We start from the raw sequence: 24,088 nt of genomic DNA, 5'->3' as shown, positions 1-24,088 counted from the left end.
AAACCGTTTGGTCACTACCGAACCGTTTGGTGACCTATCCGGCTATCTTCAGGAGCGACGACACCAAAAGCTTGCGCTCGTCTTCTGAGAGCACGTCTGAATCAAACAGATTCATGCTGCGCATCCCTTCGATGGCGAGAAAGCAGACCAGCAGCGAGCCGAGGTCATCCGTCTCTCCCTTCAGCCGTTCGAACAGCTGGCGTTTGAAGGCCTTGATTGGGGTCAGGAAATCGGGATCTTCGGCAATCGCCGAGAACATCCAGGACGCCGAGGGTTTCGGCCGCTCGCAATCGTCGGCCGACAACTTGATATAGGCTGAGAGCACGCTTTCATGGCCGGCCTCGGTGGCGCGTGCTTCCAGCGCCTTCTGGAAGTCGCTGAGATAGCTTTCGACCAGCCCCTGCATCAGCTTGGCTTTGGTCGGGAAGTTGTAGAGCAGGCCGCCTTTCGACACGCCGGCGCGGCTGGCGACCGCCTCGAGCGACAGGCTTCCCGGACCGGCCTCGCGCGCCACGTCGGCAGCGGCGGCAAGTATCTTTTCGCGCGAGTTCGCCCTGGGTACTCTCATCGCGCCTCCCCGTACATTAGCTTAGGCGGAATTGACAAGACCGTCCAGCCGGTACAGTAAAGCGCGCCGATTTGAAATCGGGACTTATCGTCGATATGTGCCCCGGCATCGATTGATTTGCCGGTTGCCGGCTCAGGGGACCACCGTGAAGCGCTTTTTCATCATCGCCGGATTCTTGCTCCTGCTTGCCTTGGTGTGCGTCGGCATCGTTGGTTTCAACTTCATGCGCGACGCCGGCATCAAGCAGTATTTCGCCACCATGAAGCCGCCGGCCGCGACGGTTTCGACAGTGACGGTCAAGCCATCGGAGTGGACGCCCGGCATCGAGGCTATCGGCACCGTCAACGCCGTACGCGGCGTCGATCTCACCCTCGAGACCAGCGGCATCGTCAAGGACATCCTTTTCCACGCCAACCAGAAGGTTGCCGCCGACGCGGTGTTGGTGCAGCTCGACGATGCCGTCGAGAAAGCCGATCTGGTGGCACAGAAGGCGCAGGCCGCCTCCGACCAGGCGGCGCTGACCCGCGCGATCGAGTTGCAGCGGCGCGGCGTCGGCACGGACGCGACGCTCGATGCCGCCCGCGCCGCGGCGGACGCCTCGGCCGCGCAGGTCAACAAGCTGCAGGCGGTGCTCGACCAGAAGCAATTGTCCGCGCCCTTCGGCGGCACGGTCGGTATCCCGAAGATCGATATCGGCCAGTATCTGGCGCCAGGCAACGCGGTGGTGACGATCCAGGATTTGGACACGATGCGGGTCGACTTCACGGTACCCGAACAGCAGCTGCCGCTGCTCAAGATCGGCCAGGCCATCAAGCTCGGCACCAATCTCGCCGACATGTCCTTTGCCGGGTCCATCCGCGGCATCGACCCGAAGATCGACCCGGCAAGCCGGCTGGTTTCGATTCGCGGCGAGGTCGCCAATCCGGAAGGCAAGCTGACGCCTGGCCAGTTCGTCCAGATCCGCGTCGAGCTGCCGCAGGAAAACAATGTCATCTCCGTGCCGCAGACGGCGGTGACGTCCAGCCTCTATGGCGATTATGTCTTCGTGGTCCAACCGGCAAAGCCCGCCGGGGGTGCCGCTGCCGCGCCGGCAAAGCCGGATGAGCAGAAGGCCGGCGCCGACAAGGCGTCCGGCGATGCCGCCACGCCGAAGGCGGACACCACCAAGCCTGCCGCCGACACCACGGCAAAACCGGCTGACGCGAAGCCGGCTGACAAAGCGGCCGGCGACGCCGCCAAGCCGGCCGACGCCGCGCAGCAGCCGGCGCTCACCATCTCGCAGGTCTTCGTGAAGCTCGGCCGCCGCAACAACGGCATGGTCGAGATCGTCCAGGGTCTCAAGAATGGCGACCAGGTCGTCACGGCCGGCCAGAATCGGCTTTTCAACGGGATGTCGGTTGCCGTCGACAACACCATCGATCCCAGCAAATCGGCGAACAAGCAGGTTCAGCAATGAGCTTTTCCGACCTCTTCATCCGTCGGCCGGTGCTGTCGACGGTGCTGGCCTGCATGATCCTGCTTCTGGGCTTCCAGGGCATTTTTGGCCTGTCGATCCGCCAGTATCCGAAGGTTGACGAGACGGCGATCACCATCACCACGGCCTATCCGGGCGCCAGCGCCGACCTGATCCAGGGCTTCATATCGGCGCCGATCGCGCGGGCGGTCGCCTCGACCGAAAACATCGACTACGTCACCTCGTCCAGCCGTCCGTCCTCGAGCACGGTGACGGTGCAGATGAAGCTCGGCTCCAATCCGGACGTCGCGCTCGCCGAGGTGTTGTCCAAGGTCCAGGGCGTGCGCGGCACCCTGCCGCAAGCCACCAAGGACCCCGTGATCGTCAAGGGCACCGGCCAGCAGTTCGCGATGATGTACATCTCGATGCAGAACCCGAACATGACGAAGGAGCAGCTCACCGAATATATCGAGCGCGTCATCCGGCCTCGCATCTCGACCGTGGAAGGCGTCGCCGACGTCCAGATCTTCGGCGCCCAGGAATATTCCATGCGCATCTGGATCGACCCGATCCGGCTCGCCGCCCGCGGCGCCACGGCCGTGGACGTGCTGACCGCGATCAACAACTCGAACTTCCTGTCGGCGCCCGGCAACACCCAGAACGAATATGTGGTCTCATCGATCACCGTGCATTCGACCCTGCAGACGCCCGAGGCCTTCGCCCAGCTCCCGATCCGCTCGACGAACGGCGAGGTTGTGCGCCTGCGCGATGTCGCGCGTGTCGAGCTCGGTGCGAAAAACACCGACACCAGGGTGAGCTTCAACGGCAAGCCGGGAACCTTCCTGGCCATCTTCCCGACACCAGCAGCCAACCCGCTGACGACCGCGGCGGCGGTCACCAAGCTCGTTCCGCAGATCCAGGAGACGCTGCCTAAAGGCATGACGATCGAGGTCGTTTACGACGCAACGGGCCAGATCAGCGCCTCAATCGAGGAGGTGTTCAAGACCATCGGCGAGGCCGTCGCCATCGTCATCGTGGTCATCCTCCTGTTCCTCGGCTCGTTCCGCTCGGTGATGATGCCCATCGTGACCATCCCGCTGTCGCTGATCGGCGTCTGCTTCATCCTGTTCGCCGTCGGTTATTCGATCAACCTTCTGTCGCTGCTGGCCATGGTGCTGGCGATCGGCCTTGTCGTCGACGACGCCATCGTGGTGGTGGAGAACATCCACCGCCACATGGAGGAAGACGGCATGTCGCCGATGCAGGCGGCCTTCAACGGCATGCGCGAGATCGCGACGGCCATCGTGGCGATGACCATTACGCTGGCCGCCGTGTTCGCCCCGCTTGCCTTCACCGGCGGCCTCACCGGCGCGCTGTTCCGCGAATTCGCGGTGACGCTGGCCGGCTCCGTGGTGCTGTCGGGCGTGATTGCCATGACCATCACGCCGATGATGTCCGCTCGCCTGCTGAAGGCCGGCCAGCACGGTCGCTTCCAGCGGATCGTCGACGGAACCTTCGGCCGCGTCGAGCGCGTCTACGAACGGGCGGTCACCGCTTCGCTCAGGAACCGGCCGGTTACGCTGATCATCGTCGTCGCCCTCGTCGCCCTCACCGGCTTCATGTTCACCAAGACCTCGACCGAGCTCGCGCCGGAAGAAGATCAGGGTTTCCTGCTCTCGATCGTCACCGCGCCGCGCTACGCGACGTCGGACTATACCGAGGCCTACGTCAACCAGATGCTCGGCCTGGTGAAGGATATTCCGGAGACCAGGGCGCAATTCTCCGCCGTCGCCTTCGGCGGCGCGACCAACGGCGCCTTCGTCGGCTTCGCCTTCAAGGATTGGGCAGAGCGCAAGCGCAGTTCGAAGGAGTTGCAAGCCGACATCCAGGGCCGCCTCGCCAAGGTGGCCGGCGTCCAAGCCTTCGTCTTCGCGCCGCCGACGCTGCCCGGCTCCGGCGGCGGCCTGCCGATTTCCATGGTGGTGCGCTCCACCGGCGATCCCTCGGAGGTCTTCGAGCAGGCGGAGAAGATCAAGAACAAGGCGCAGGCCTCCGGCCGCTTCATCGTCGTGCAGAACTCGATGTCTTACGATGCGCCACAGGTGACCGTCACGATCGATCGCGAGCGCGCGGCGGCATTGAACCTGCCGATCGCCGATGTGGGCAATACGCTGACGCTGCTTGTGGGCGGCTCCGAAGTGGCGCAGTTCGACCGCGACTCCAACAGCTACGACATCATCCCGCAGGTGCCGCAGGAATTCCGCGACAATCCCGACAAGCTCGGCGAATATTTCGTGCGCAGCGTCGACGGCAAGATGGTGCCGCTATCGGCGGTCGTGAAGATTTCCACCAATGCCTCGCCGGCCGCCATCGAGCAGTTCAACCAGCTGAACTCCTCGACGATCTCGGCCTTGCCTCTGCCCGGCGTGACCACCGGCGACGGACTGAAGGTGCTGGAGGAGCTCGCCAGGGAGACGCTGCCCGATACCTTCTTCATCGACTATTCGGGTCAGTCGCGGCAGGAGAAGGAACAGGGCAACACCATCCTGATCGCCTTCGCCGCCGCCGTGATCGTCATCTACCTGGTGCTGGCGGCACAGTTCGAGAGCTTCCGCGATCCGCTGATCATCATGATGGCGGTGCCGCTGTCGATCTTCGGCGCGATCGTGCCGCTCAACATCGGCCTGGGGACGCTGAACATCTACACCCAGGTCGGACTGATCACGCTGATCGGCCTGATCACCAAGCACGGCATTCTGCTGGTGGAATTCGCCAACCAGCAGCGTGAAATCCATGGCATGCGGCGCCGCGATGCCATCATCGCTTCGGCCAAGGTGCGCCTGCGGCCGATCCTGATGACAACGGCGGCCATGGCGCTCGGCGTCGTGCCGCTGATCATCTCCAGTGGCGCCGGTGCTGCCGCACGCTATTCGATGGGCCTGGTGATCTTCACCGGCATCCTGGTCGGCACCATGTTCACGCTCTTCGTCGTGCCGATGTTCTACACCTTCATCGCCAGCAAGGACCTGCCGCATCTCGCCGAGAAGCCCGATCCGAATCTGATGCCGGCGCTGCCGAGCTGAGACGGCGACCGAAGCGAAAAACAAAAGAGGCCGGAAAATTCCGGCCTCTTTTTTTGGCGGCTGCCTCACAGCTTCGCGATCGGTGGAAGGCGGCAACCTGCCTGCTACTCTTGCCCAGCCGGTCACTTCGCCAGGCCGTTACTTGACCCAGGGCGTTACTTGACAATGACGATGCTGGTGTTGCCGGGGCCGAAGGCCTCGACCAACTGATAGAAATCGGCCGCCGCATCAGGATGCAGCCGCACGCAGCCATGCGAAGCGGGACGGCCGAGATGGCTGATGGCATAGGTGGCGTGGACGGCATAGCCGCCGCTGAAGAAGACCGAATGCGGCATCGGCGCGTTGTCGTATTTTTTCGAATACCACATCTCGTGCATGCTGGTCGGCTTGAACGAGCCCGTCGGCGTGATGTGCCCTCTGCTGCCGGTCGAAACCTTCCAGATGTAGGTCGGGCGGCCATCGACCGTGACTTCCATGATCTGCTGCGACAGCGAAACCTTGGCGACGAGCTGGTTGGCGTGGGCGGCCTTGCCGGCGCCCAACAGAAGCGCCGCGCCGGTGAGCGCGGCGGCGGTGATATGAATAAGCTTGGCCGAAATGGCGGTGTGCATGACGATCCCTCTGTTTTTTGCCGTTGTGTCCGGCTTCAATTTCGATGTGGCCTTATCGTGCTCGTCCGTTTCAGACCTATTTCGCTTGATGCTCGTTTCTGTTTCGAATTCGTTTCTGCACATTAACGGCCCGGCCAGTTGGGCAACACTGCGAACCTTTCCGAGATATGGCGGTCAGCCGTCGCACAATCAGCTTTAGCCAGAAACGAAAGTTCATTTCATATGTAAATGAAAGATTGGAGCCCACTTTCGAAACCGATCTGCAACAAAATGCGTCTCCGGCGGCATGATTCGGATACAGGCCCGCGGCAGATTTGACGCAACGGGAACAGACATCTGCAAACGAAAATGGGCAGGAAATCGAAACTCCGCTCCTGGCTTCTCAGGATCAGCGTCGCGGCCATCGTGCTCGGCGGTGCCGGCTCGGTGGCCGGCAACCCGGCGATGACGGTGGCGGCGATGAGTTCCGGCGAGGTTTCGACGCTGCACATGGCTCTGTTCATCGCCACGGTCTGGATTGTTTCCAGCCTGCGCGTCCACCGGCTGAAGGCCCTCTGGCGGGTCGGCCGTCGGCTGATGAGGACGCGCGGCCCCTCCGGCTACTTGCTGCCGAGAGGACCGAAGGCCCGCGCCGCAGCGGGGGGCTCCGTCAGCGGCGCGGGCGCTTCGGGAGTTTCCTGAAGCACCGACGATATCGAGATTGGGGATAGGACATGAAGACGAAACTTGCCGCCTCGGTGTTGTCCGCGCTCCTTTACGCCCAGGGCCTGCTCGGCTTCGCCGCCCTGGCGACGGTGCTGCTGAAGGAGCGTGCCCCGGCCGAGATCACCGTCAGCGCGAACGTTCCAACTGGACCCTCGGTCATCGTGGTGCGCTGAGCGCCGGGCAACGGACCCAGAATGACCGCCGCTTTGGGGAATCCGATGCTCGATAGCCTCGCCGACCTGAACTCACTCATTGCGCGAGAGCGGTGGATCGAAACGATAGCCGGCGCCGCGGATGGTGGTGATGGTCTCGGTGTCGAGCTTGCGGCGCAGCCGCACGATGCGCGAATCGATCGACCGGTCGAAAGCATCGGCATTCTCGGCCGGTGCCGCGGCAATGATGTCGTCGCGCGTCAGCACCTTGCGCGGGCTGGCCAGGAACAGCTTGAGCAGCGCCACCTGCCCGGGGGAAAGCTGCTCCTCCGCGCCCGAGCGATGCATCACCATGGCCGACCGCAGATCGACGGTGGCGTTCTCCAGCACGATCAGTTCGCCGGCGGCCCTGCCGCGTCTGGCCAGCAGGCCGCCGATGCGCGCGGCAAGCTCGCGCACGTTGAGCGGGCTTTCGATGACGTCGGCAGCACCCAGCTCAAGCGCCAGCACCTTGTCGACAAGGTCGCGCGGCCGGCAGATCAGGATGAAATCGGGGCCACCCTCGCCACCCCCACCCTGGCTGCTGTAACGCCTGAGCAGCTCGCGGCCCTCGGCCTGGGTGACCTCGTCGCCGACCACCACGATATCGATGCCGCCGGCCGAGAGCAGCGTCTCGGCCTCCCAGGGCTGGCGCGCCTGGCGCACGTCGTGCCCGCGCCGATCGAGATGGTCGGCGAGATCTTTGGCCACCACCTCGGCGACGGACACAAGCGCAATGACGGATCGTGCGGCCATTTTCTCCACCCCGCCACAGACAACTCGAGATGAGTGCTGGACATCATGTTTATACCCAATCTACTTTCCGCTGAAAGCGGCAGCGAGCGCGTTGTGAAGGCAAGCATCATCGTCGTCGAGGACGAACCGGATCTGAGGGAGGCCGTGGCCGAGTATCTCGGCGCCAGCGGCTTTGTCGTCGCGACGGCCGAGAATGCCGTGGCGGCGCGCGCGCTGTTCGAGGCGCAGCCCTTCCACCTCGCCATCCTCGACATCGCTATGCCCGGCGAGGACGGGCTGTCGCTCGGCCGCTGGCTGCGCTCGAAAACGCAGATCGGCATCATCTACGCCACCGCCGCAGGCACCGCGCTCGACCGCATCGTCGGGCTGGAGCTCGGCGCCGATGATTACATCGTCAAGCCATACGAATTGCGCGAGGTGCTGGCGCGTGTGCGCAGCGTGCTGCGCCGCGTGCCGCAGCCGGCCGAGCCGCAGGCGCAGAAGGCCGACGCCGGCAATCGCCGCTTCATGAATTTCGGCGGCTTCAAGGCCGATTTCGACGGCAGGCTGGTTACTGCCGCCAATGGCGCGGTGATCGAGATGGCCAAGAGCGAGTTCGACGTGCTCGAGGTTTTCCTCACCCGCGCCAACCGGCTTCTGACGCGAGCGGCGATTTCGGAAGCGATCGGCTTCGTCGAGGATCCGGAATCCTCACGCGCGGTCGACATCCGCATCATGCGGTTGCGAAAGAAGATCGAGGCCGACCCCGCCAATCCGAAATTCCTGCGCACGGTGCGCGGCGAAGGCTATATCTTCTCGCTGCCGAGCGGCGACGCCAACTAGACTAGAGTGTGAGCGGTTAGGCTCGGCGTCTTCGCCGTAGCCTTCTGTCCAAATTGCGTCAAAACAAAGCGGTAGGGCGTGAAACGGTGAGCCGCAACAAGAGCATTCCGGGAATGGCGTGAAACGGCCAGGCTTGGCGCCTTGGCCGTAGCCTTCCGTCCGGAATTGCGTCAAAACAGAGCGGTAGAGCGGTTCGCCATTTCCGTGGAACGGAGGGACGCTCTGAACGACCGACGTCCGGGCCTTGGATGACCATGACTGCTGATGCAGCACGCACCGATATGAATGGCTCGCGTCCCGGCGGCGCCGCGATGGCGGCTGTCCATGTCGTGCGCCGCCTGCGCGAGGCAGGCGACTGGCAGCGCGAGATGGACGACATTCTGGGAACAATGTGCCGCAAGATGGATTGCCAGCGCGGCATTCTTTTCCGCTTGCGTGAATTGCCAGGCGAAGGCTTCGCCCAGTCCGTCGCCGCCTATTGGATCGACCCTGACTTCGGCGGCGAGCTGGCGTCGCCCACGGTGATCATGCAGTCGATCATCAATTCGGACTCGCTGCTGGAGCAGCTGCAGGAGGATGAGCGGCAAGGCAAGATTTTCTCCGGCCACACGCGCGACCTCGACGGTTTCCTGCGGGCCGATTTCGAGAAGCAGAACATCAAGTCGTTCCTGTCCGTCTCCGTTTTCGCGCATGGCCACCTTTGGGGCACGCTGGCCATCAACGACTGCATCGCCGAGCGCGAATGGACGGATGAGGAAGAAGCGACGCTGCACATCATCGCCTTGGCCATCGGCGACGCCATCGAGCGCTCGCCATCCGAGGCGCATGCCAGTGAAGTGATCCGTCGCACCATGCTGCAGGCCTCTCTGGACGCCATCATCGTCATCGACGAGACGGGTTCGATCATCGAGTTCAATCCGGCCGCCGAGAAGATGTTCGGCTTCCAGCGCAGCGCCATCCTTGGCAAGGACCTGCTCGATACCATCGTTCCGGTATACTACCGCAAAGGCTATGCCTCTGGCGCCGAATACATGGCCGGCCGCGGCGCGCCGATGGTCGGCCAGCGGCTGGAGACCGTCACGCAGAACGCCGCGGGCGAGATTTTCCCGATCGAGCTGACCGCAACCGAGATGCGTGTTGCCGACCGCCGCCTGATTTTCGGCTCGATCCGTGACCTGCGCGAAAAGCTGCAGGCCGAGGAGGAGATCAACCGTCAACGCGAGAAGCTGCACCAGAACGAGAAGATGGCGGCGATGGGCTCGCTGCTCGCCGGCGTCTCGCATGAGCTGAACAATCCGCTGGCGGTGGTGGTGGCGCAGTCGACGCTACTGCATGAATTCGCCGGCGACCCGCAGACCAAGGTGCGTGCCGAGAAGGTGCGAGCGGCTGCCGAGCGATGCGGCCGCATCGTCAAGAGCTTCCTATCGATGGTGCGGCTGCACCCGACCGAGCAGGCCGAGACGGACCTCAACCAGGTGATGCGTTCGGCGCTCGAAGTCACCGCCTATGGCGCGCGCTCCAGCGGCATCATCATCGACACCGACTTTGCCAGCGGGCCGCTGCTTGCCATGGCCGATGCCGACCATATCACGCAGGTGGCAGCCAACTTCCTCATTAACAGCCAGCATGCGCTGGCCGGCGTCACCGGCGAGCGGCGCATCAAGGTGCGGACGTTTCGCAACGAGCACGGCAATCCGGGCTTCTCCGTCGAGGACAACGGCCCGGGCATTCCCGAGGCGATCCGCGCGCGCATCTTCGAGTCCTATTTCACCACCAAGCCGGTCGGCGTCGGCACCGGCATCGGCCTGTCGATCTCGAAATCGATCGTCGAGCGCCACCGCGGCAGCACCTGGTTCGAGGACGTGGAGCCGAATGGCGCGCGCTTCGTCGTGCAATTGCCGGCGATCGCGGGCAGCAGCGCCGCGCCCGGCGAAGGTCCGGCGCGTTCGAGCGGACTGCGTCATGCCTTGGTGATCGACGACGAGCCCGATGTCGCCGCCTCATTGTCCGACATACTCGAATTGATGGGCGTGAAGTCGCGCGTCGTGGTAAGCTGGACATCAGCGGCCAACCTGTTGAACGGTTACATGCCGCCGGACATCGTCTTTTCCGATCTGCGCATGCCGGGCATCAGCGGCATTGCCATCTACCGCGAGCTGCTTGCCGAGAAGCCGGCGCTGGCGCAGCGCTTCGTGCTGGTCACCGGCGATCTGATCGGCGCCAAGGCGGAAATCGAAGCGCTGCCGCCGCAGCAGCGCCCGCATATACTGGAAAAGCCTTTCTCGACCCTCGACGTCCGCGGCATCCTATCAACCGTCGCCGACGAAGCCGCCGCCGACAACGGCGCTCATATCTGAGTTGACTGCCCAGAGCGACTGGGAAACGTAAGGAAGGTGCGGCGAAACCTCTTGTTCTGGCGCCGCCGCGGGGTCTGTTGAGATTCAGGTCAGGCCGAGCCGAGAAGGGTGGATTCCGAGAACCGGAGCGGAGCGTACTTTCAGTACGTGAGCACCGGAAGCGCAGGAAGCTGCCCTTCGCAGGCCGGACTCACCTGAATATCGACAGGCACCAAAAAAAGAGGCTCCCGACCGATTTCCACGGCGGGAGCCTGACTCGAGCGCAGGAGGGCGCGCTCAGGGGAGGTCTTAAAAAATGTTCGGCGTGTTGGTGAGCGGCGCGGCGTTGGCGATCATGCGCACCGCGCGTTCCCGGTGCTGGCCGGACTGCTCGGCGATGGCGCGCAGGCACTCGAGGCTCTCGGCGCCCCAGTTCTGGCCCTTGCAGGCAAAGTCGACCGAGGACTCCGGCAGACGGGCGGTCTTGAGCGTCGTCTGCGCACCCTCGATGACATTGGCCGGCGGATTGATCGAGGCGAAAGCCGGGCCTGAAGCAGGTGCCGCGAGCATGCAGCCGAAAGCGCAGACGCCGATCGCCATGAACATCGCCATCGGATGATCGCTCGCGCGCTGGCGCAGCGCCAGCTTCGGCCGGCGGTCATTGCGTTCCGGTCCATGCAGGCGGCGATTGACGTCGGAGGTACGAACTTTCGCAAACATCCCTGTTCCCTTCGTTTATCTTTCTTTTGACTATGAAACGAACTTAATCGCACCAGGTAACAGCCGAATGATCGACGGCGATTGTCTGTGTAACAGGATTGAAACAGGCACCGTACGCAGCAGCATCCCAATCCGAGGCGACCATTCGACCGGCGATCGAAACGGTCAGAGCAGATATACGCCTGCCGCGCCCGGTCGGACTGTAAACAGCCTCACACAGCAACGCCTGAATCGAGCGCCGCCGCTGTCTGCGCACGCCCCTTGACTCGGCAAAACACGCCTTCTCCGAGGCTGGTATCCGCCCGCTGAATAGCCGTTCCACTTCCTCGATTAATACCCGGATTTTCCGGGGTTTTTCCGGATCGGGCGAGGTCAAACTCGCCGCCACGGAATTTCCATACTCCAACAAGCCGTTGCATTTCAATGCAAAATATGCTTATATTGAATGAGTATTCAACAAAATAAGAACACGCAGGTGAACCCGCACCTCCGTGACATGGCGATCCCCAACGATTGGGACCGGCGGGGTTTGCCGGGGTGGAGCTACCATTCCAACGCCCTTCTCGAACTCGAGAAGGAAAACGTCTTCCGCAATCACTGGCAGATCGCCGGCCATGTCTCCGACGTGCATATTCGGGCGACTATCTGACCATGGACGTCATCGGCGAACGCGCGCTGATCCTGCGCGGCAAAGACGGCGTCGTGCGCGCCTTCAACAATATGTGCCGCCACCGCGGCAGCCGCGTTGTCGCCGACAGCCAGGGCAGTTGCAAGAACGCCCTGGTGTGCCCATTCCATGGCTGGGTCTACAATCTCGACGGCACGCTGCGCGGTGCCGCCCGTCCGCGCTCCTTCCCCGAGCTCAACAAGACCGAGTTCGGCCTGATGCCTCTCGACCTCGAAATCTGGATGGGCTTCATCTTCATCCGCTTCCGCAAGGGGCGGCCCGCAGCCTTCGGTGGCCGAGCTGCTCAAGCCGATCGAGGCCGAGATCGCTCATTACCACGTCGCCGACATGGTGCCGTCCTGGGGCATCTGGACGCAGAAATCGCCGGTCAACTGGAAGTCGGTGCGCGACGTCGACAATGAAGGCTATCACGTCGCCATGGCGCATCCCGCGTTGCAGGACCTGTATGGCGCCACCTATTTCGACGAACCCTTCATCAACGGCGTGTCGCGGTCCTTCGCCACTACAATCCGCACGCCGGGCGGCGCTGGAGCGTGCGCGAGTACATCAAGCTCGCGCCCGAGGCCACGAATCTGCCGGAACATCTGCGCAAGGCCTAGATCTATTACGGCATCTTCCCCAACAACGCGCTGTCGATCATGCCGGAATCCGTCCAGTTCTATCAGGAGTTCCCGCTATCGACCGGCGAGACGCTGCTGCGCGGCGCCATCTACCGCTACAAGGACGAGACGCGCGAACAGGCGGCGGCACGCTACCTCGCCTATCGCATCGACCGCGACACCATGAACGAAGACGTGCAGCTTTCCGTGTGGTCGAACGAATCCATGTTGTCGGAAGCCTTCGAGGGCTTTTATCTCTCCGACCTCGAATATGGCGTGCGCACCCACCACGACCATTTGCGCAAACAGGTGCCTGTGCTGAACCTTGAGACGGCGCCCGAGGAAAAGGACATGTGGGGATTGAACGACGTGCTGCGGTCGAGGGGGTAGAACTTTCCTTCTCCCCCCTTGAGGGGGAGATGGCCGCGAAGCGGCCAGAGGAGGTCGCTGCGCGTGAAGCGCCAACACTTCATGATAGACAACGCTGGCGATTTACGTGAGACGACCCCCTCTGTCGCCTTCGGCGACATCTCCCCCTCAAGGAGGGAGACTGGCCAATCACCCCCGCCACACTCCTTCTTTCCTCAGATCATCCATGGTCCGCGAAATGCCTTCGCGCAGGATCGCCACCATGTCGTCGACCTGCTCGCGGCTTACGATGAGCGGTGGCGACATCACGCACATGTTGATCAGCGGCCGCACCAGAAGGCCGAGCTCGTGGCAATGCGCGTCGATGCGTTTTCCCACATCCTTGTCGAGCTGCAGCGGATCCTTGCTCTCGCGGTCGGCGACGCATTCGACGCAAGCCATCAGGCCGACGCCGCGCACCTCGCCGACCAGCGGCAGCTCTTCCAGCGTCTTCAGTCGCGCCTGGAAATAGGGCGCGACCTCGCGCGTGTGGGCGAGCACGCCCTCCTCCAGCAGATCGAGGTTCTTCAGCGCGACCGCGCAGCCGATCGGATGGCTGGTGTAGGTGAGCCCATGGCCGAACAGCGCGCCGGGATGGTTGGAGCGGCGCAGTTCTTCGAGCAGCCGCTCGGAGATGAGGACGCCGCCGAGCGGGGAATAGCCCGATGTGACGCCCTTGGCGAAGGTGATCATGTCCGGGTCGATGCCGAACATATCGCCGGAAGCAAAAACATGGCCGAGCCGTCCGAAGCCGGTCACCACCTCGTCCGAGACATAGAGGATATCGTTCTCGCGGCAGATCTCGCGGATGCGCTTGAGATATCCGTCCGGCGGCACGATGACGCCTCCGGAAGCCTGCACCGGTTCGCCGACAAAGGCGCCGATGCGCTCCGCGCCGACGCGCGCGACGGTGTCGCGGAACTGATCGACCAGGAAATCGGTGAAGGCGGCGATGCTCATCTCCTTCGGCCGCCGGAACGGATCGGGCGAGGACAGCTTCACCACCAGATCGTCGGCGCCGTCCATCCAGTCGCGGTCACGCGGCCGGCCGTTGAGCGAGGCCGACAGATAGGTCGAGCCGTGATAGGCGCCGCCGCGGCTGAGGATCAGCTTCTTCTCCGGCCGTCCGCGCACATTGTTGTAGAACTGCATGAAGCGCAGCGCCGTCTCCACCGCCGACGAGCCGCCGGTGGTAAAGAAGGTGTGGCTGAGATCGCCGGGTGCCGCATCGGCGATGCGCCGCGCAAGCGCGGCCGAGGGCGCGTTCATCGTGTACCATGGCGTGTTGTAGGAGAGCGCCATCGCCTGGTCGTACATGACCTTGGCCAGCTCCTCGCGGCGATGGCCGACATTGATGCACCACATACCGGCCGGCCCGTCGATCAGGCGCTTGCCGGAACCGTCGGTGATGTAGATGCCGTCGCCCTCGCCGATCAGCGCGCGGGCCTCGTTGCCGACCGAGCCCGCATAGGGCCAGGGCTGCACGAGATGGCGCTTGGCGAGCTCGACCGCGTCGTCATCGCCGGGCTCGATGAGTTCGCTTGCCTTGATCTTGCTCTGAGCCGCCATTTTCGCCTCGCATCGCCAGGTTGTTCTGATCGGATATCGAACGACGCGGAAAACCATGGAAATTCGGCTTTTCGTCGCTTCATTTTGAATATCCGTTCAATCAATATCTCAGAAATAGCGCTTGATTTCAATCGGCGAATGCGCTCATGATGAAGAAAGCCGGCAAGCCAGGAGCGATCATGCTCCAAGCATAATTCGGGAACAGGCGGTCGGCGCTACGAATGGGAAGGCCGCATGGCGGGACAGTCCGAGCCAGCTACCGAAATCACGCCCGGAGCGCTGCAATGACGGTTGCCGCAGAAGGGTCGTCGCCCCCGTTGCGCATGGCGGGATCGAGACGAAGTCCCCTTCTGCAATCGGAAGCCGTCCAGGGCTTTGCCCTGATCAGTCCCACCTTCGTCTACGCCCTTATTCTCCTCGTCCTGCCGATCCTGGTCGTCATCGCCCATTCCTTCTGGACGCAGAACTACCTCACCATCGACCACACATTCACGCTGGAGAACTACCGGATCGCGCTGACAGAGCCGATCTACCGCGACCTGCTCTGACGCTCGCTTTATATATCGCTGACGGGCAGCCTGCTGACGGTGATGCTTGCCTACCCGATCGCCTATTTCATCTCCTTCCATGGCGGGCGCCACAAGAGCCTGTGGCTGTTTCTCATCACCATCCCGTTCTGGACGAGTTATCTGCTGCGCGTGATGTCGTGGAAGGTGATCCTCGGCTACAACGGGGTGCTCAATTCCGGCCTGACGGGCCTCGGCATCATCGACGAGCCGTCGACGGCGCTGCTCTACAATTCCAGCGCCGTCGTCATCACGCTCACCCATGCCTGGGCGACCTTCGCCATCCTGCCGATCTTCGTTTCGCTGGAGAAGGCCGACCGGACCCTGGTCGAAGCCGCGACCGACCTCGGCGACGGGCACCTTCGTTCTGGTCACGCACGACCAGTACGAGGCCCTGACGATGTCGGACCGCATCGCGGTGATGTTCGGCGGCCGCATCGCGCAGGTCGCTTCGCCGAAGGAAATCTACCAGCGTCCGGTCAACCGCCAGGTCGCCGACTTCCTCGGCGGCATGAATTTCGTCAAGGCAGAGATCGTCGAGGAAAACGGCGCTTCGCTGGTGCTCGACACGCTGGGCTTCGGCCGCGTCAGGACCGACAGGCCGAAGGCCTTCGTCCGCAATGGCGGCGCTGCGACGCTTGGCATCCGGCCCGAACGCCTGCGCGTTTTGTGGGACAATGCGTCAGCAAAATTTGAGGTCGCCGGCAAGGTCGTCGAGCGCCACTATTTCGGTGAGATCACGCATCTGATCGTCGAGATACCTGGGCTCGAAAAGCCGCTTTCGATGACCGAGACCAACGATTTCGGCGCCGACGACATTCCGGTCGGCGCGCCGATCCGTCTCGCCTACGATCCTGAAGCCTTGGTTGCGATGGCGGACTGAATCTTCCTGGCCGCGATGCGGCCGGCGACGATCGCGCCTTCGACATAACCCGGGAAAGACGGTGAGAGTTCCGAGGCGGCGAAATGGACCGGCGGCGCGCCGGCAAGGATCACGCGCTCGGCATTACGCGCCGTCACATCGACGATGAGATCGCTATAGGCGCCGCCGCTCCAGCGGTCATGCGTCCAGTCGCGCGAGCTGAAATCGACGATGTCGGCGGCCTGCGGGCCGAGCGCCTGGACAAGCCGCGCGGTGACTTCCGCCTGCAACGCCGCCTTGCCGAGCGGATGCCAGCGCAGCGCGAGCGGCCCGCCGACAAAGACGACAAGCGCGGCGTGATCGGCATCCTTGCTGGCGTCGCAGGCAAACAGCCCCGGTTGATCGCGCCACATCATCATGCCGCTCAAGGCGCGCTCGCGCCAGAACGGCTTGGCGTAGCGCACCAGGATCTTGATCACCGCGCCGCTTTCCCAGACGCCGAGCGCGCTTGCGAGCTCCGCCGGCAAAGCCGGCGTGAAATCGAGCTTCGCGGCCGTCGCCGGCGGCAGCGCGATCAGCACCTCGCGCGCTTCGATCGTGGCTGCGCCGGTGCTGATGCGAATGCCTTCAGGGGCGCGCTCGATACGGGCCACCGCTTGGTTCAGGCGCAGCCGGTCGCCAAGCTCTCCGGCGAGGTCATCGGCCAGCGATTGCATGGTGTCGCCCAGAAAATACTGCAGCTCGAACACCTCGTTGGTGATGCGGCGATCATTGTCGATCAGATACCAGAGCGGCACCTTGTCCGCTGCCAGGCACCACAGGCCCTCGACCAACGAGCGGAAAGCGGCCTTGGCATCGGCCTCATCGTGCTGGCGTTCCAGCCAATCGGCGACGGTCAGCCCGGCAATGGCTGGATCGTCCGGATCGATTCTGTTCATGCGCTCGCGGATCGCCATCGAGACACGATAGGTCCGCTCCGCCCGCGCCGGCTCCATCGATGGATGGGTGATGAATTCGCCCTCGACATAGGTCTCGACGAAGGTCTTGCCGTGGGCCCTGGCCAGCGCCATCATTTCGGGCATGTCCACGCACAGGAACTGGCCGCCGCTGTCGATCAGTTCGCCTAGCCCATTGCACACAGCCTCTACCCTGCCGCCGACACGGTCGCGCGCCTCCAGCACGAGGAAATCGATGCCCGCCCGCTGAAGGTCGAGCGCTGCGGACAGGCCGGTGAAGCCGGCGCCGACGATGACGACGTCGGTCCTTTCGATGCTGCTCTTCAATAGCCGGCCTTGATTTTCTCGAACTCGGCGACCATGCGCTGCTTGAGCCCCGAGGGCAGCGGCGGCTGGAACAGCGTCTTGTCCACCCATTTCTCCACGTTGTCGTAGCCCTTTTCCTTCAGGACCGCCGGGTCGACGCCGGCCATGCCCTTGGCATTGGCCTGGCCGTAGCCCCAGTCCTTGACCAGCACCTTGGCGACTTCTGGATCGTTGATGGCGTTGAGGTAGTCATAGGCCTTGTCGGCGTCGCCGGGCGCGTCCTTGAACAGCACGTAGCCGCAGACCCAGGTCGAGATGCCTTCGTCGGTGTCCTTCTTGGACTTGATCGGCATGTCGGTGGTGTCGGTCCAGTAGGAGCGCACATTCTTGTGCACTTGGCGCAGGAAATCCGAGGCCTGCTTGAACTGGTCGTCCGTCATCTTGGTCCAGTCCTTGAGCCCGATGGCGAGGCTGGCCAGCGCATAGGCGGGTCGACATTGTCGCCGATCGAAACCCTGCCCTTGTATTTCGGATCGGCGGCGGCAACGGCGAACGCCGCAGCCGAAGCCGCGATCGCGCTTCCAAGCGCCAAGCTCAATGTCAGGCGTCGACTGAGTTTCTTCATGCTGTTCCATCCTCTTTTGATTTGCCGGTCTTGCTGGCCGGCTGTTGCTAACCCCGGCTTTTGCTAGCCCCAGTTCTCGCTAGCCATAGTGTTTCGGGAAGGCGGCGGCCAAAAACGCATTCGCCGCCTGCAAAGCGGTCTCTCGCGTGGTGTCCTCGGTCCCCATCATCAGCCGCAGCCACAAGCCTTCGAGCATGGCGCTGAGCGCCAGCGCGATGACCTGGGGGTCATAGGTGTAGTTGCCGCTCTCTTTGAGCGTCGTGCAGAGATCGATGAAGACCTGCTGGTAATAGGCGTCGCGCGAACTGCTCAGCGCCTGGTAGGTCGGCCGTGACTTGGCTTCGCCCCAGAAGGCGAGCCATGCAGCAAGCTTGCGCTTGTTGCAGATCGAGCGGTCGAAATCGGCCCATACCAGATGCTGCAGCTGTCGCGCCGGATCGTCGCCCGCCTTCTGCAGGGCAGTGCGCCAATGCGCCGAATATTCGTCATACATGTGCTGCAGCGTGGCAATGAGCAGCTTTTCCTTGCTCTCGAAATGGAAGTTGACGATGCCGCGCGACAGGCCCGCGCCGTCGGCCACGTCAGCCATCGTCGTTTCGGCATAGCCGCGCTTGGCCAGTGAATCGATCGTCGCCTCGATCAGCTGCAGCCGCCGGACCTCTTTGGAGGCCTTGCGGCCACGCTTTTCGGCATCGCCTTTCCGCGCCGTATCGGGGAGAGCATCGCTCGCCTCTGCAGTCTTCATGGGTGTGACGGTCTCCAGCATCGCCGGTTATCCAACCGGCTTCCAACCGCGCAGATGAGTGGGGCGGTGCTCGCCACTGTCAAGCACCTTCTGCATCGCCTCCCAGGTCTGGATGTTCTTGTCGACATAGGCCGCGCCGACCGCTGCCGCGGCCCGCGCGTAGAGCGGCCCCCTGAGCCGCGAAAGCTCTTCGCGCGCGACCTCGCGATACCATGGATTGCGGTCGCGTATGCTGATGTCGATAAAGCCGGCGCGGCGCATCGCCTCGGCATAGCACGCCGGCGAGGCCATGGCGAAGGAGAGCCCTTCGGCCGCGATATAGGCCATTCCGTGACTTCGAGGCGTCGCCACGGTGCAGAAAAGCCTCTGTTCTGCGCCGCCTTTATCCTTCGCGCCAAGTCACGGCATGGATCCTGGGGTCTGCGCGTCCGCTTCGCCCTTGGATGACGAATTTCGGGCCGTCAGCCAATCCACACTGCAAGTTTACAGCTCAGGCCGGCATCACTTGAATATCGACAGGGTCTCAGCCGATCGTGCGCTCCAGCACATCCAACCAATTCCGGTAAGCGATCTTCTCGATCAGCGCGCGCCCGAAACCGCGCGCCGCCAGCGCATCGATGAGCTTGGGCAGGCCGGCAACGTCGCCGATAACGGCCGGGATCATGGCGCCGTCGAAATCCGAACCCAGACCGACGCCGTCCTCACCCAGCGCCTGCAACAGCGAGTCGATGTGGCGCACCATGATGTCGAGACTGGTGTCGGCGTTCATGCGGCCGTCCTCGCGCAGGAAGCCGGTGGCGAAGTTGAGACCCACCATGCCGCCCGATTCGCGGATCGCGCCGAGCTGCCAGTCGGTCAGGTTGCGCGAATGACCGCAGATGGCATGCACATTGGAATGGGTCGCTACCAGCGGCGCGTCGCTCAGCGCCACGACATCGCGAAAACCCATCCCGTTGAGATGCGAGAGGTCGATCATGATGCGAAGCTTGTTGCAGGCCTTGACCAGCGCCTTGCCGGCATCGGTGAGGCCAGGCCCGGTGTCGGGCGAGGACGGAAAGCGGAACGGCACGCCATTGCCGAAGGCGTTGGGGCGGCTCCAGACGATGCCCAGCGAACGCAGACCTGCAGCATGCAGCACGTCGAGCATGGCAAGCTCGGGATCGATCGCCTCGACGCCTTCGATGTGGAACACCGCCGCGATCGAGCCCTTGGCCATCGCGTCGCGCACGTCGCCGGCGCTGCGGCAGACGGTCAGCGCGCCGGCGCGCTCCAGCCTAAACAGGATGGAAGCCATGCCGATGGTCGAGGTGATCGCATCGGCCCGCGGCAGTTCCGGCGGCAGCGGTTCATTGTCGCTCGGTGCCGGCGGCACCGCGCTGCGTTTCGACTTTTCGACCGGCGGCGGAAAGATCGCGAACATACCGCCGGCAAAGCCGCCCTTCCTGGCGCGCGGCAGATCGATATGCCCGCCCGGCGTCCCCTCGATGAACAGTTTTTCGACATCAGCTTCCTTCGACTGGTAGAGCCGAAGCAGCGTGTCGTTATGTCCGTCGAAAACGGGGATCAGGTCGGTATCGGTCATCAGGGAAGCCATTCAAATCGGGACGGGCGGGACGACAGGTTTCGTCCGGGCGAACCGTCAACTTAGGCAAGATGACCGGGCGGTGCAAATGCCAGCGCTGCTCTTTTCCTTATCCCCTGCGGGAACTGAGGAATTGAAGAAGCGACGTCACGTCGGGCGCTGAGCTTTTTTCTAAAATTCCCCAGTTCTTCAGTTCTTCAATTCCTCAGTTCCCACAAGGGAGAAGGGAACGCCGCGCTACCGCTTCAGCACATCCGCCCATTCCGGGTGGCGGCGGAACTGGGCGTTGGCGAAGGGGCAGAGCGGGATGATCTTCTTGCCGGCGGCGCGCGCATCCTCGACCGCGCGGGTGACGAGCCGAAGCCCGGCGCCCTGGCCCCGAAAGACATCCGGCACTTCGGTGTGGTCGATGATCAGCTGGTGCTCGCCGATCTTGGTGAAGGTCATCTCGGCCTCGGCGCCGCCGGGACCGCGCAGCACATAGCGCCCCTTGGAGCCACGGTCTTCCAGTTCGATCTCGGGCAGTTGGTCAGTCACTTTAATTGCCTCCTTCGGCAACCGGCGCCGGCGCGAAGAACCGCCGCGCCGCCTCGATTTCATTCGGCCGAATCTCATGCCCGCCGTCGTGCCATTCCACTGTGACATCGGCGCCGTCGGCGCGCAAATAGGCCTCGAGCCGCGACGTCAAATTGGGCGGGCAGATCGGATCGCGTTTGCCGGCCGTGATCAGGACATGGCGGCCGGCAAGACTGCCCTGCACCTGCGGCTCGAACGGGATCAGCGGATGCATCAGCGCCGTGGCGTCGAACAGGCCGGGCTCGGCAAACACCACCGAAGCCAGGACGTTGGCGCCGTTGGAGTAGCCGAGGCCGAACACCGCCGAGGGTTTTGCCGCTTCGGTATGCGCCCTGACGAAGCCAGCCATCTTCGATGTCGCGCGCGCCAGGTCGTCCATGTCGTAGACGCCCTCGCCGGTGCGGCGGAAGAAGCGCGCAGCACCGTGCTCCGACACATCGCCGCGCGGCGAGACGATCGTCGCCGAAGGAAGAAGCTCGCGGCCGAAACCGAGAAGCTGGTTCTCGTCGGCGCCGGTGCCGTGCAAGACCAAGAGCAGCGGACTGCCCGGCGGACCGGGCAGCACCTTGTGGATGTAAGCACCCTTGCTCATGGCCTCAGTCTTCCAGCTTCGGCAGGTGTTCTTCGAGGTAAGGTCGCAGATGCTGATGCTGCGTCGGCAGCTTCAGCGCCTCGCCGAGATGCGCGGTGTCCTCGTCGCGGTCGAAACCCGGTTCGTTGGTGGAGACCTCGAACAGCACGCCGCCCGGCGTACGGAAATAGATCGCCCAGAAATAGTCGCGATCGATGACCGGCGTCACCCCATAGCCCGTGTCGACCAGCGCCTTGCGTACTTCCAGCTGCTTGGCGCGATCCTCGACCGCGAAGGCGACGTGATGCACCGAGCCGGCGCCAAGATTGGCAAAGCCGGCACCCGGCAGCGATTCGATGTCGACGACATCGGCGCCGTTGCCTTTCTTGATCGCCAGCCGGCGGATGTTGCCGGACTTGTCGACCTCCTCATAGCCCATGAACTTCAGCAGCTCCTCGGCGGCGCCGCCATCCTTCAGCCGGAGCGAGACCGAGTGGAAGCCGCGGATCGCCTCGTCGCCGGGAACGCCGCCCTTGATCCAGGGCGCCCGCTTGTCGGTCTTGTCCTCGACGAGCGCGAAACTGTCGCCGTCCGGACCGGTGAAGGTGAGCCGCTTTTCGCCGAAGCTTGTCGTGCGGGCAACATTGCCCACGCCCTCATCGGCGAAGCGCTTTTCCCAATAGGCCAACGTGCCTTCCGGCACTGAGAACACCGTTGTGCCCACCTCGCCGACACCGTGTCTGCCCTTGGCGATATCGGGGAACGGGAAATAGGTCATCACCGAACCCGGCGTGCCGACCTCGTCGGCGTAATAGAGATGGTAGACGTCCGGCGCGTCGAAATTGACGGTCTTCTTCACCCGGCGCAGGCCGAGCTTTTTTGTAAAGAACTCATTGTTGCGGCGTGCATCGCTCGCCATCGAGGTGACGTGATGCAACCCCTGGATCTGATTGAGCATGATCGTGCTCCTTCCCTTGTCTTTGTGCGGCCCTCGCCGCTGTCCACGCCAATATGAGGATAGGCGGGCTGGCGGCAAAGCGGGCAAACACAGAATGGACTGTGTCATAAAAGTGAACAACTATTCGAAATATGTTCACCGGTCTATCACCGGCATTGGCTTGCAACGCCGGTGATTTCCGGTCCATCTGAGCGCTTCCACAAGGAGACGATCTTGGACAATCAGCCGAGCCGCCCGAATGTTCTCCTCATCACCTGCGACCAGTGGCGTGGCGATTGCCTGTCGGCGGCCGGCCATCCGGTGGTGAAGACGCCGAATGTGGATGCGCTCGCCGCGGAAGGCGTGCTTTTCCGCCGCCACTATGGCGGGGCGGCGCCGTGTTCTCCCGCCCGCGCGTGCCTCTACACCGGGCTCTACCAGATGAACAACCGCGTCTGCCGCAATGGCACGCCGCTTGACGCGCGCCATGGCAACATCGCGCTTTCGGCGCGCGCGGCGGGCTATGATCCCACCCTGTTCGGCTACACCGATGTCTCGCTCGATCCGCGCCGGCTGGCGACCGGGGATCCGCGCTTGCGCAGCTATGAGGGCGTGCTGCCGGGCTTCACCGTGCGCCAGGCCCTGCCTGAGCATCAGAAGCAATGGCTGTCGTGGCTGCGCGCGCAAGGCGTTGACACCGGCGCGGGCAGCCCCGACATCCACCGTCCGGCCCGCGGCCAGGCGAAACGCGACGTGACCAACGCACCGCCGGTCTATTCGAAAGACCAGACGCCGACCGCTTTCCTGGCCGGCGAATTCATCCGCTGGCTTGGCGAGCAGGACGAGCGCGCGCCGTGGTTCGCGCATATCTCCTTCATCAGCCCACACCCGCCCTTCATCGTGCCCCAACCCTACAACAGCATGTACGGTCCGGCTGAAGGGCCCCCTTTCAAGCGCGCGGCAAACCCCCAAGCCGAAGCCGAGAGCCATCCCTATCTCGTCTACGATTTCGCGGGGCAGAAGCGGACAAAATTCATCCCCGGCATCGAGGGCAAGGTGGAGGGTTGGAGCGAGGAGAACTTCCGCCGCATCCGCGCGATCTATTACGGCATGATCTCCGAGGTCGACGCGCAGCTCGGCCGCATCTGGCAAGCGATCAAATCAGCGGGCGCCTGGGACGACACCGTCATCGTGCTGACCTCCGACCATGCCGAGATGATGGGCGACCATTTCATGCTCGGCAAAGGCGGCTTCTTCGACGCCAGCTATCACATTCCGCTGATCGTCCGCGATCCGCGCCGGAGCGCCGCGGCGGGCACGTCCGTGGATCATTTCACCGAGGCTGTCGATATCTTTCCGACCGTGCTCGACCTTATCGGCGCCGCGCCTCAGCGCCACCTCGACGGCCGCTCGCTCGCGCCGTGGATAGACGGCAAGGAGCCGCAGACCTGGCGCGACGCCGCGCATTGGGAGTTTGATTTCCGCACGGTCTCCAAAGGCGAAGCCGAGCGTCATTTCGGCATCGGATCGCGCGCCTGCAACCTCGCCGTCATTCGCACCGTGGACTTCAAATATGTACATTTCGGCGGCGGTCTGCCGCCGCTTCTGTTCGACCTATCGAAGGACCCCGGCGAGCTGAACAATGTGGCGAACGACCCGGCCTATCTGCCGGTGCGGCTGGAGTTCGCGGAAAAGATGCTCGCCTGGCGCGCCGCTCACCTCGATCAGTCGCTGGCCTTGGCGGAACTGACTGAGGATGGAGTGGTGGGGTATGTGAGTAGGCAGTAGGCAGTAGGCAGTAGGCAGTAGGCAGTAGGCAGTAGGCAGTAGGCAGTAGGCAGTAGGCAGTAGGC

Annotated in this window: 20 protein-coding genes and 4 pseudogenes; 11 read left to right on the top strand and 13 right to left on the bottom strand. The window is 63.5% G+C overall.

Going from position 1 to position 24,088, the window contains the following annotated elements:
• Positions 1 to 34: 34 nt before the first annotated feature.
• Positions 35 to 568: a TetR/AcrR family transcriptional regulator gene (locus LB565_RS23935; protein ID WP_224588385.1), complete on the bottom strand. Its 534-nt coding sequence runs from the start codon at positions 566 to 568 to the stop codon at positions 35 to 37.
• Positions 569 to 713: 145 nt separating this feature from the next.
• Between LB565_RS23935 and LB565_RS23930 the strand changes: the two genes are divergently transcribed.
• Together LB565_RS23930 and LB565_RS23925 are read left to right on the top strand one after the other, a co-directional pair.
• The gene (locus LB565_RS23930; protein ID WP_224588384.1) at positions 714 to 2,024 is read left to right on the top strand and encodes an efflux RND transporter periplasmic adaptor subunit; all 1,311 of its coding nucleotides are present in this window, start codon (positions 714 to 716) and stop codon (positions 2,022 to 2,024) included.
• Positions 2,021 to 5,104 carry an efflux RND transporter permease subunit gene (locus tag LB565_RS23925; protein WP_224588383.1) on the top strand — a complete coding sequence of 1,028 codons (3,084 nt, stop codon included), beginning with the start codon at positions 2,021 to 2,023 and terminating at the stop codon, positions 5,102 to 5,104. Before LB565_RS23930 ends, LB565_RS23925 begins: the two co-directional genes overlap by 4 nt.
• Before the next feature lie 155 nt (positions 5,105 to 5,259).
• Here the strand turns inward: LB565_RS23925 and LB565_RS23920 are convergent, their stop codons facing one another.
• Positions 5,260 to 5,715: a L,D-transpeptidase gene (locus LB565_RS23920; protein WP_224588382.1), complete on the bottom strand. Its 456-nt coding sequence runs from the start codon at positions 5,713 to 5,715 to the stop codon at positions 5,260 to 5,262.
• Positions 5,716 to 6,063: 348 nt separating this feature from the next.
• Here LB565_RS23920 and LB565_RS23915 point away from each other — a divergent pair, with 348 nt between their 5' ends.
• Both LB565_RS23915 and LB565_RS23910 read left to right on the top strand, forming a co-directional pair.
• Positions 6,064 to 6,396, top strand: a complete 333-nt coding sequence (locus tag LB565_RS23915; protein ID WP_224588381.1) for a hypothetical protein — start codon at positions 6,064 to 6,066, stop codon at positions 6,394 to 6,396.
• 32 nt (positions 6,397 to 6,428) lie between these two features.
• Positions 6,429 to 6,593, top strand: coding sequence for a hypothetical protein (locus LB565_RS23910; RefSeq protein WP_224510573.1), 165 nt, complete (start codon positions 6,429 to 6,431; stop codon positions 6,591 to 6,593).
• A gap of 72 nt (positions 6,594 to 6,665) precedes the next feature.
• Here the strand turns inward: LB565_RS23910 and LB565_RS23905 are convergent, their stop codons facing one another.
• A complete protein-coding gene (locus tag LB565_RS23905) occupies positions 6,666 to 7,367 on the bottom strand; it encodes a response regulator transcription factor (protein ID WP_224588380.1) in 702 nt (233 codons plus the stop codon).
• A 45-nt stretch (positions 7,368 to 7,412) separates the two neighbouring features.
• On the opposite strand from LB565_RS23905, the gene LB565_RS23900 reads away from it, so the two are divergent.
• Both LB565_RS23900 and LB565_RS23895 read left to right on the top strand, forming a co-directional pair.
• On the top strand, positions 7,413 to 8,189 hold the full coding sequence (locus LB565_RS23900) for a response regulator (protein WP_224588379.1): 777 nt from the start codon (positions 7,413 to 7,415) through the stop codon (positions 8,187 to 8,189).
• 254 nt (positions 8,190 to 8,443) lie between these two features.
• Positions 8,444 to 10,546 (top strand): ATP-binding protein, encoded by a 2,103-nt coding sequence (locus tag LB565_RS23895; RefSeq protein WP_224588378.1) that lies wholly within the window; start codon positions 8,444 to 8,446, stop codon positions 10,544 to 10,546.
• A 288-nt stretch (positions 10,547 to 10,834) separates the two neighbouring features.
• Here the strand turns inward: LB565_RS23895 and LB565_RS23890 are convergent, their stop codons facing one another.
• The gene (locus tag LB565_RS23890; protein WP_224588377.1) at positions 10,835 to 11,245 is read right to left on the bottom strand and encodes a hypothetical protein; all 411 of its coding nucleotides are present in this window, start codon (positions 11,243 to 11,245) and stop codon (positions 10,835 to 10,837) included.
• 475 nt (positions 11,246 to 11,720) lie between these two features.
• Between LB565_RS23890 and LB565_RS23885 the strand changes: the two are divergent.
• Positions 11,721 to 12,922 (top strand): annotated as a pseudogene (locus tag LB565_RS23885) (aromatic ring-hydroxylating oxygenase subunit alpha).
• A 168-nt stretch (positions 12,923 to 13,090) separates the two neighbouring features.
• Here LB565_RS23885 and LB565_RS23880 read toward each other — a convergent pair.
• A complete protein-coding gene (locus tag LB565_RS23880) occupies positions 13,091 to 14,509 on the bottom strand; it encodes an aminotransferase (RefSeq protein ID WP_224588376.1) in 1,419 nt (472 codons plus the stop codon).
• Positions 14,510 to 14,793: 284 nt separating this feature from the next.
• On the opposite strand from LB565_RS23880, the pseudogene LB565_RS29965 reads away from it, so the two are divergent.
• Positions 14,794 to 15,444 (top strand): annotated as a pseudogene (locus LB565_RS29965) (ABC transporter permease); the annotation flags it as partial.
• Positions 15,434 to 15,958 (top strand): annotated as a pseudogene (locus LB565_RS23870) (TOBE domain-containing protein); the annotation flags it as partial. The pseudogenes LB565_RS29965 and LB565_RS23870, both read left to right, overlap by 11 nt.
• Here the strand turns inward: LB565_RS23870 and LB565_RS23865 are convergent.
• Together LB565_RS23865 and LB565_RS23860 are read right to left on the bottom strand one after the other, a co-directional pair.
• A complete protein-coding gene (locus tag LB565_RS23865; protein ID WP_224588374.1) occupies positions 15,922 to 17,220 on the bottom strand; it encodes a flavin monoamine oxidase family protein in 1,299 nt (432 codons plus the stop codon). The pseudogene LB565_RS23870 and the gene LB565_RS23865 overlap by 37 nt on opposite strands.
• Positions 17,217 to 17,743: pseudogene (locus LB565_RS23860) on the bottom strand (polyamine ABC transporter substrate-binding protein); the annotation flags it as partial. The pseudogene LB565_RS23860 and the gene LB565_RS23865, both read right to left, overlap by 4 nt.
• On the opposite strand from LB565_RS23860, the gene LB565_RS23855 reads away from it, so the two are divergent.
• Positions 17,697 to 17,891 (top strand): hypothetical protein, encoded by a 195-nt coding sequence (locus tag LB565_RS23855; RefSeq protein WP_224588448.1) that lies wholly within the window; start codon positions 17,697 to 17,699, stop codon positions 17,889 to 17,891. The pseudogene LB565_RS23860 and the gene LB565_RS23855 overlap by 47 nt on opposite strands.
• A 12-nt stretch (positions 17,892 to 17,903) precedes the next feature.
• Here LB565_RS23855 and betI read toward each other — a convergent pair whose 3' ends face one another.
• The 6 genes from betI to LB565_RS23825 form a co-directional block, all read right to left on the bottom strand.
• Positions 17,904 to 18,590: a transcriptional regulator BetI gene (betI, locus tag LB565_RS23850; protein WP_224588373.1), complete on the bottom strand. Its 687-nt coding sequence runs from the start codon at positions 18,588 to 18,590 to the stop codon at positions 17,904 to 17,906.
• A gap of 6 nt (positions 18,591 to 18,596) precedes the next feature.
• Entirely contained in the window at positions 18,597 to 18,896 is a 300-nt protein-coding gene (locus tag LB565_RS23845; RefSeq protein WP_224588372.1) for a hypothetical protein, read from the bottom strand.
• A gap of 196 nt (positions 18,897 to 19,092) precedes the next feature.
• Entirely contained in the window at positions 19,093 to 20,151 is a 1,059-nt protein-coding gene (locus LB565_RS23840) for a dipeptidase (protein WP_224588371.1), read from the bottom strand.
• Between the two features lie 237 nt (positions 20,152 to 20,388).
• Positions 20,389 to 20,688, bottom strand: a complete 300-nt coding sequence (locus tag LB565_RS23835) for a GNAT family N-acetyltransferase (RefSeq protein ID WP_224588370.1) — start codon at positions 20,686 to 20,688, stop codon at positions 20,389 to 20,391.
• 1 nt (position 20,689) lies between these two features.
• Positions 20,690 to 21,319, bottom strand: coding sequence for an alpha/beta hydrolase (locus tag LB565_RS23830; RefSeq protein WP_224588369.1), 630 nt, complete (start codon positions 21,317 to 21,319; stop codon positions 20,690 to 20,692).
• A 4-nt stretch (positions 21,320 to 21,323) separates the two neighbouring features.
• Complete coding sequence (locus LB565_RS23825; RefSeq protein ID WP_224588368.1) at positions 21,324 to 22,256, bottom strand: VOC family protein; 933 nt, start codon at positions 22,254 to 22,256, stop codon at positions 21,324 to 21,326.
• 213 nt (positions 22,257 to 22,469) lie between these two features.
• Between LB565_RS23825 and LB565_RS23820 the strand changes: the two genes are divergently transcribed.
• Positions 22,470 to 24,023 carry an alkaline phosphatase family protein gene (locus LB565_RS23820; RefSeq protein ID WP_224588367.1) on the top strand — a complete coding sequence of 518 codons (1,554 nt, stop codon included), beginning with the start codon at positions 22,470 to 22,472 and terminating at the stop codon, positions 24,021 to 24,023.
• Positions 24,024 to 24,088: the final 65 nt, after the last annotated feature.

This window comes from Mesorhizobium sp. CA14, assembly GCF_020165195.1.
In the GTDB taxonomy this organism is placed as follows: Bacteria; Pseudomonadota; Alphaproteobacteria; order Rhizobiales; family Rhizobiaceae; genus Mesorhizobium.
The sequence above is the reverse complement of the archived record's forward strand: the minus strand, read 5'-3'. Positions and strand labels throughout refer to the sequence as shown.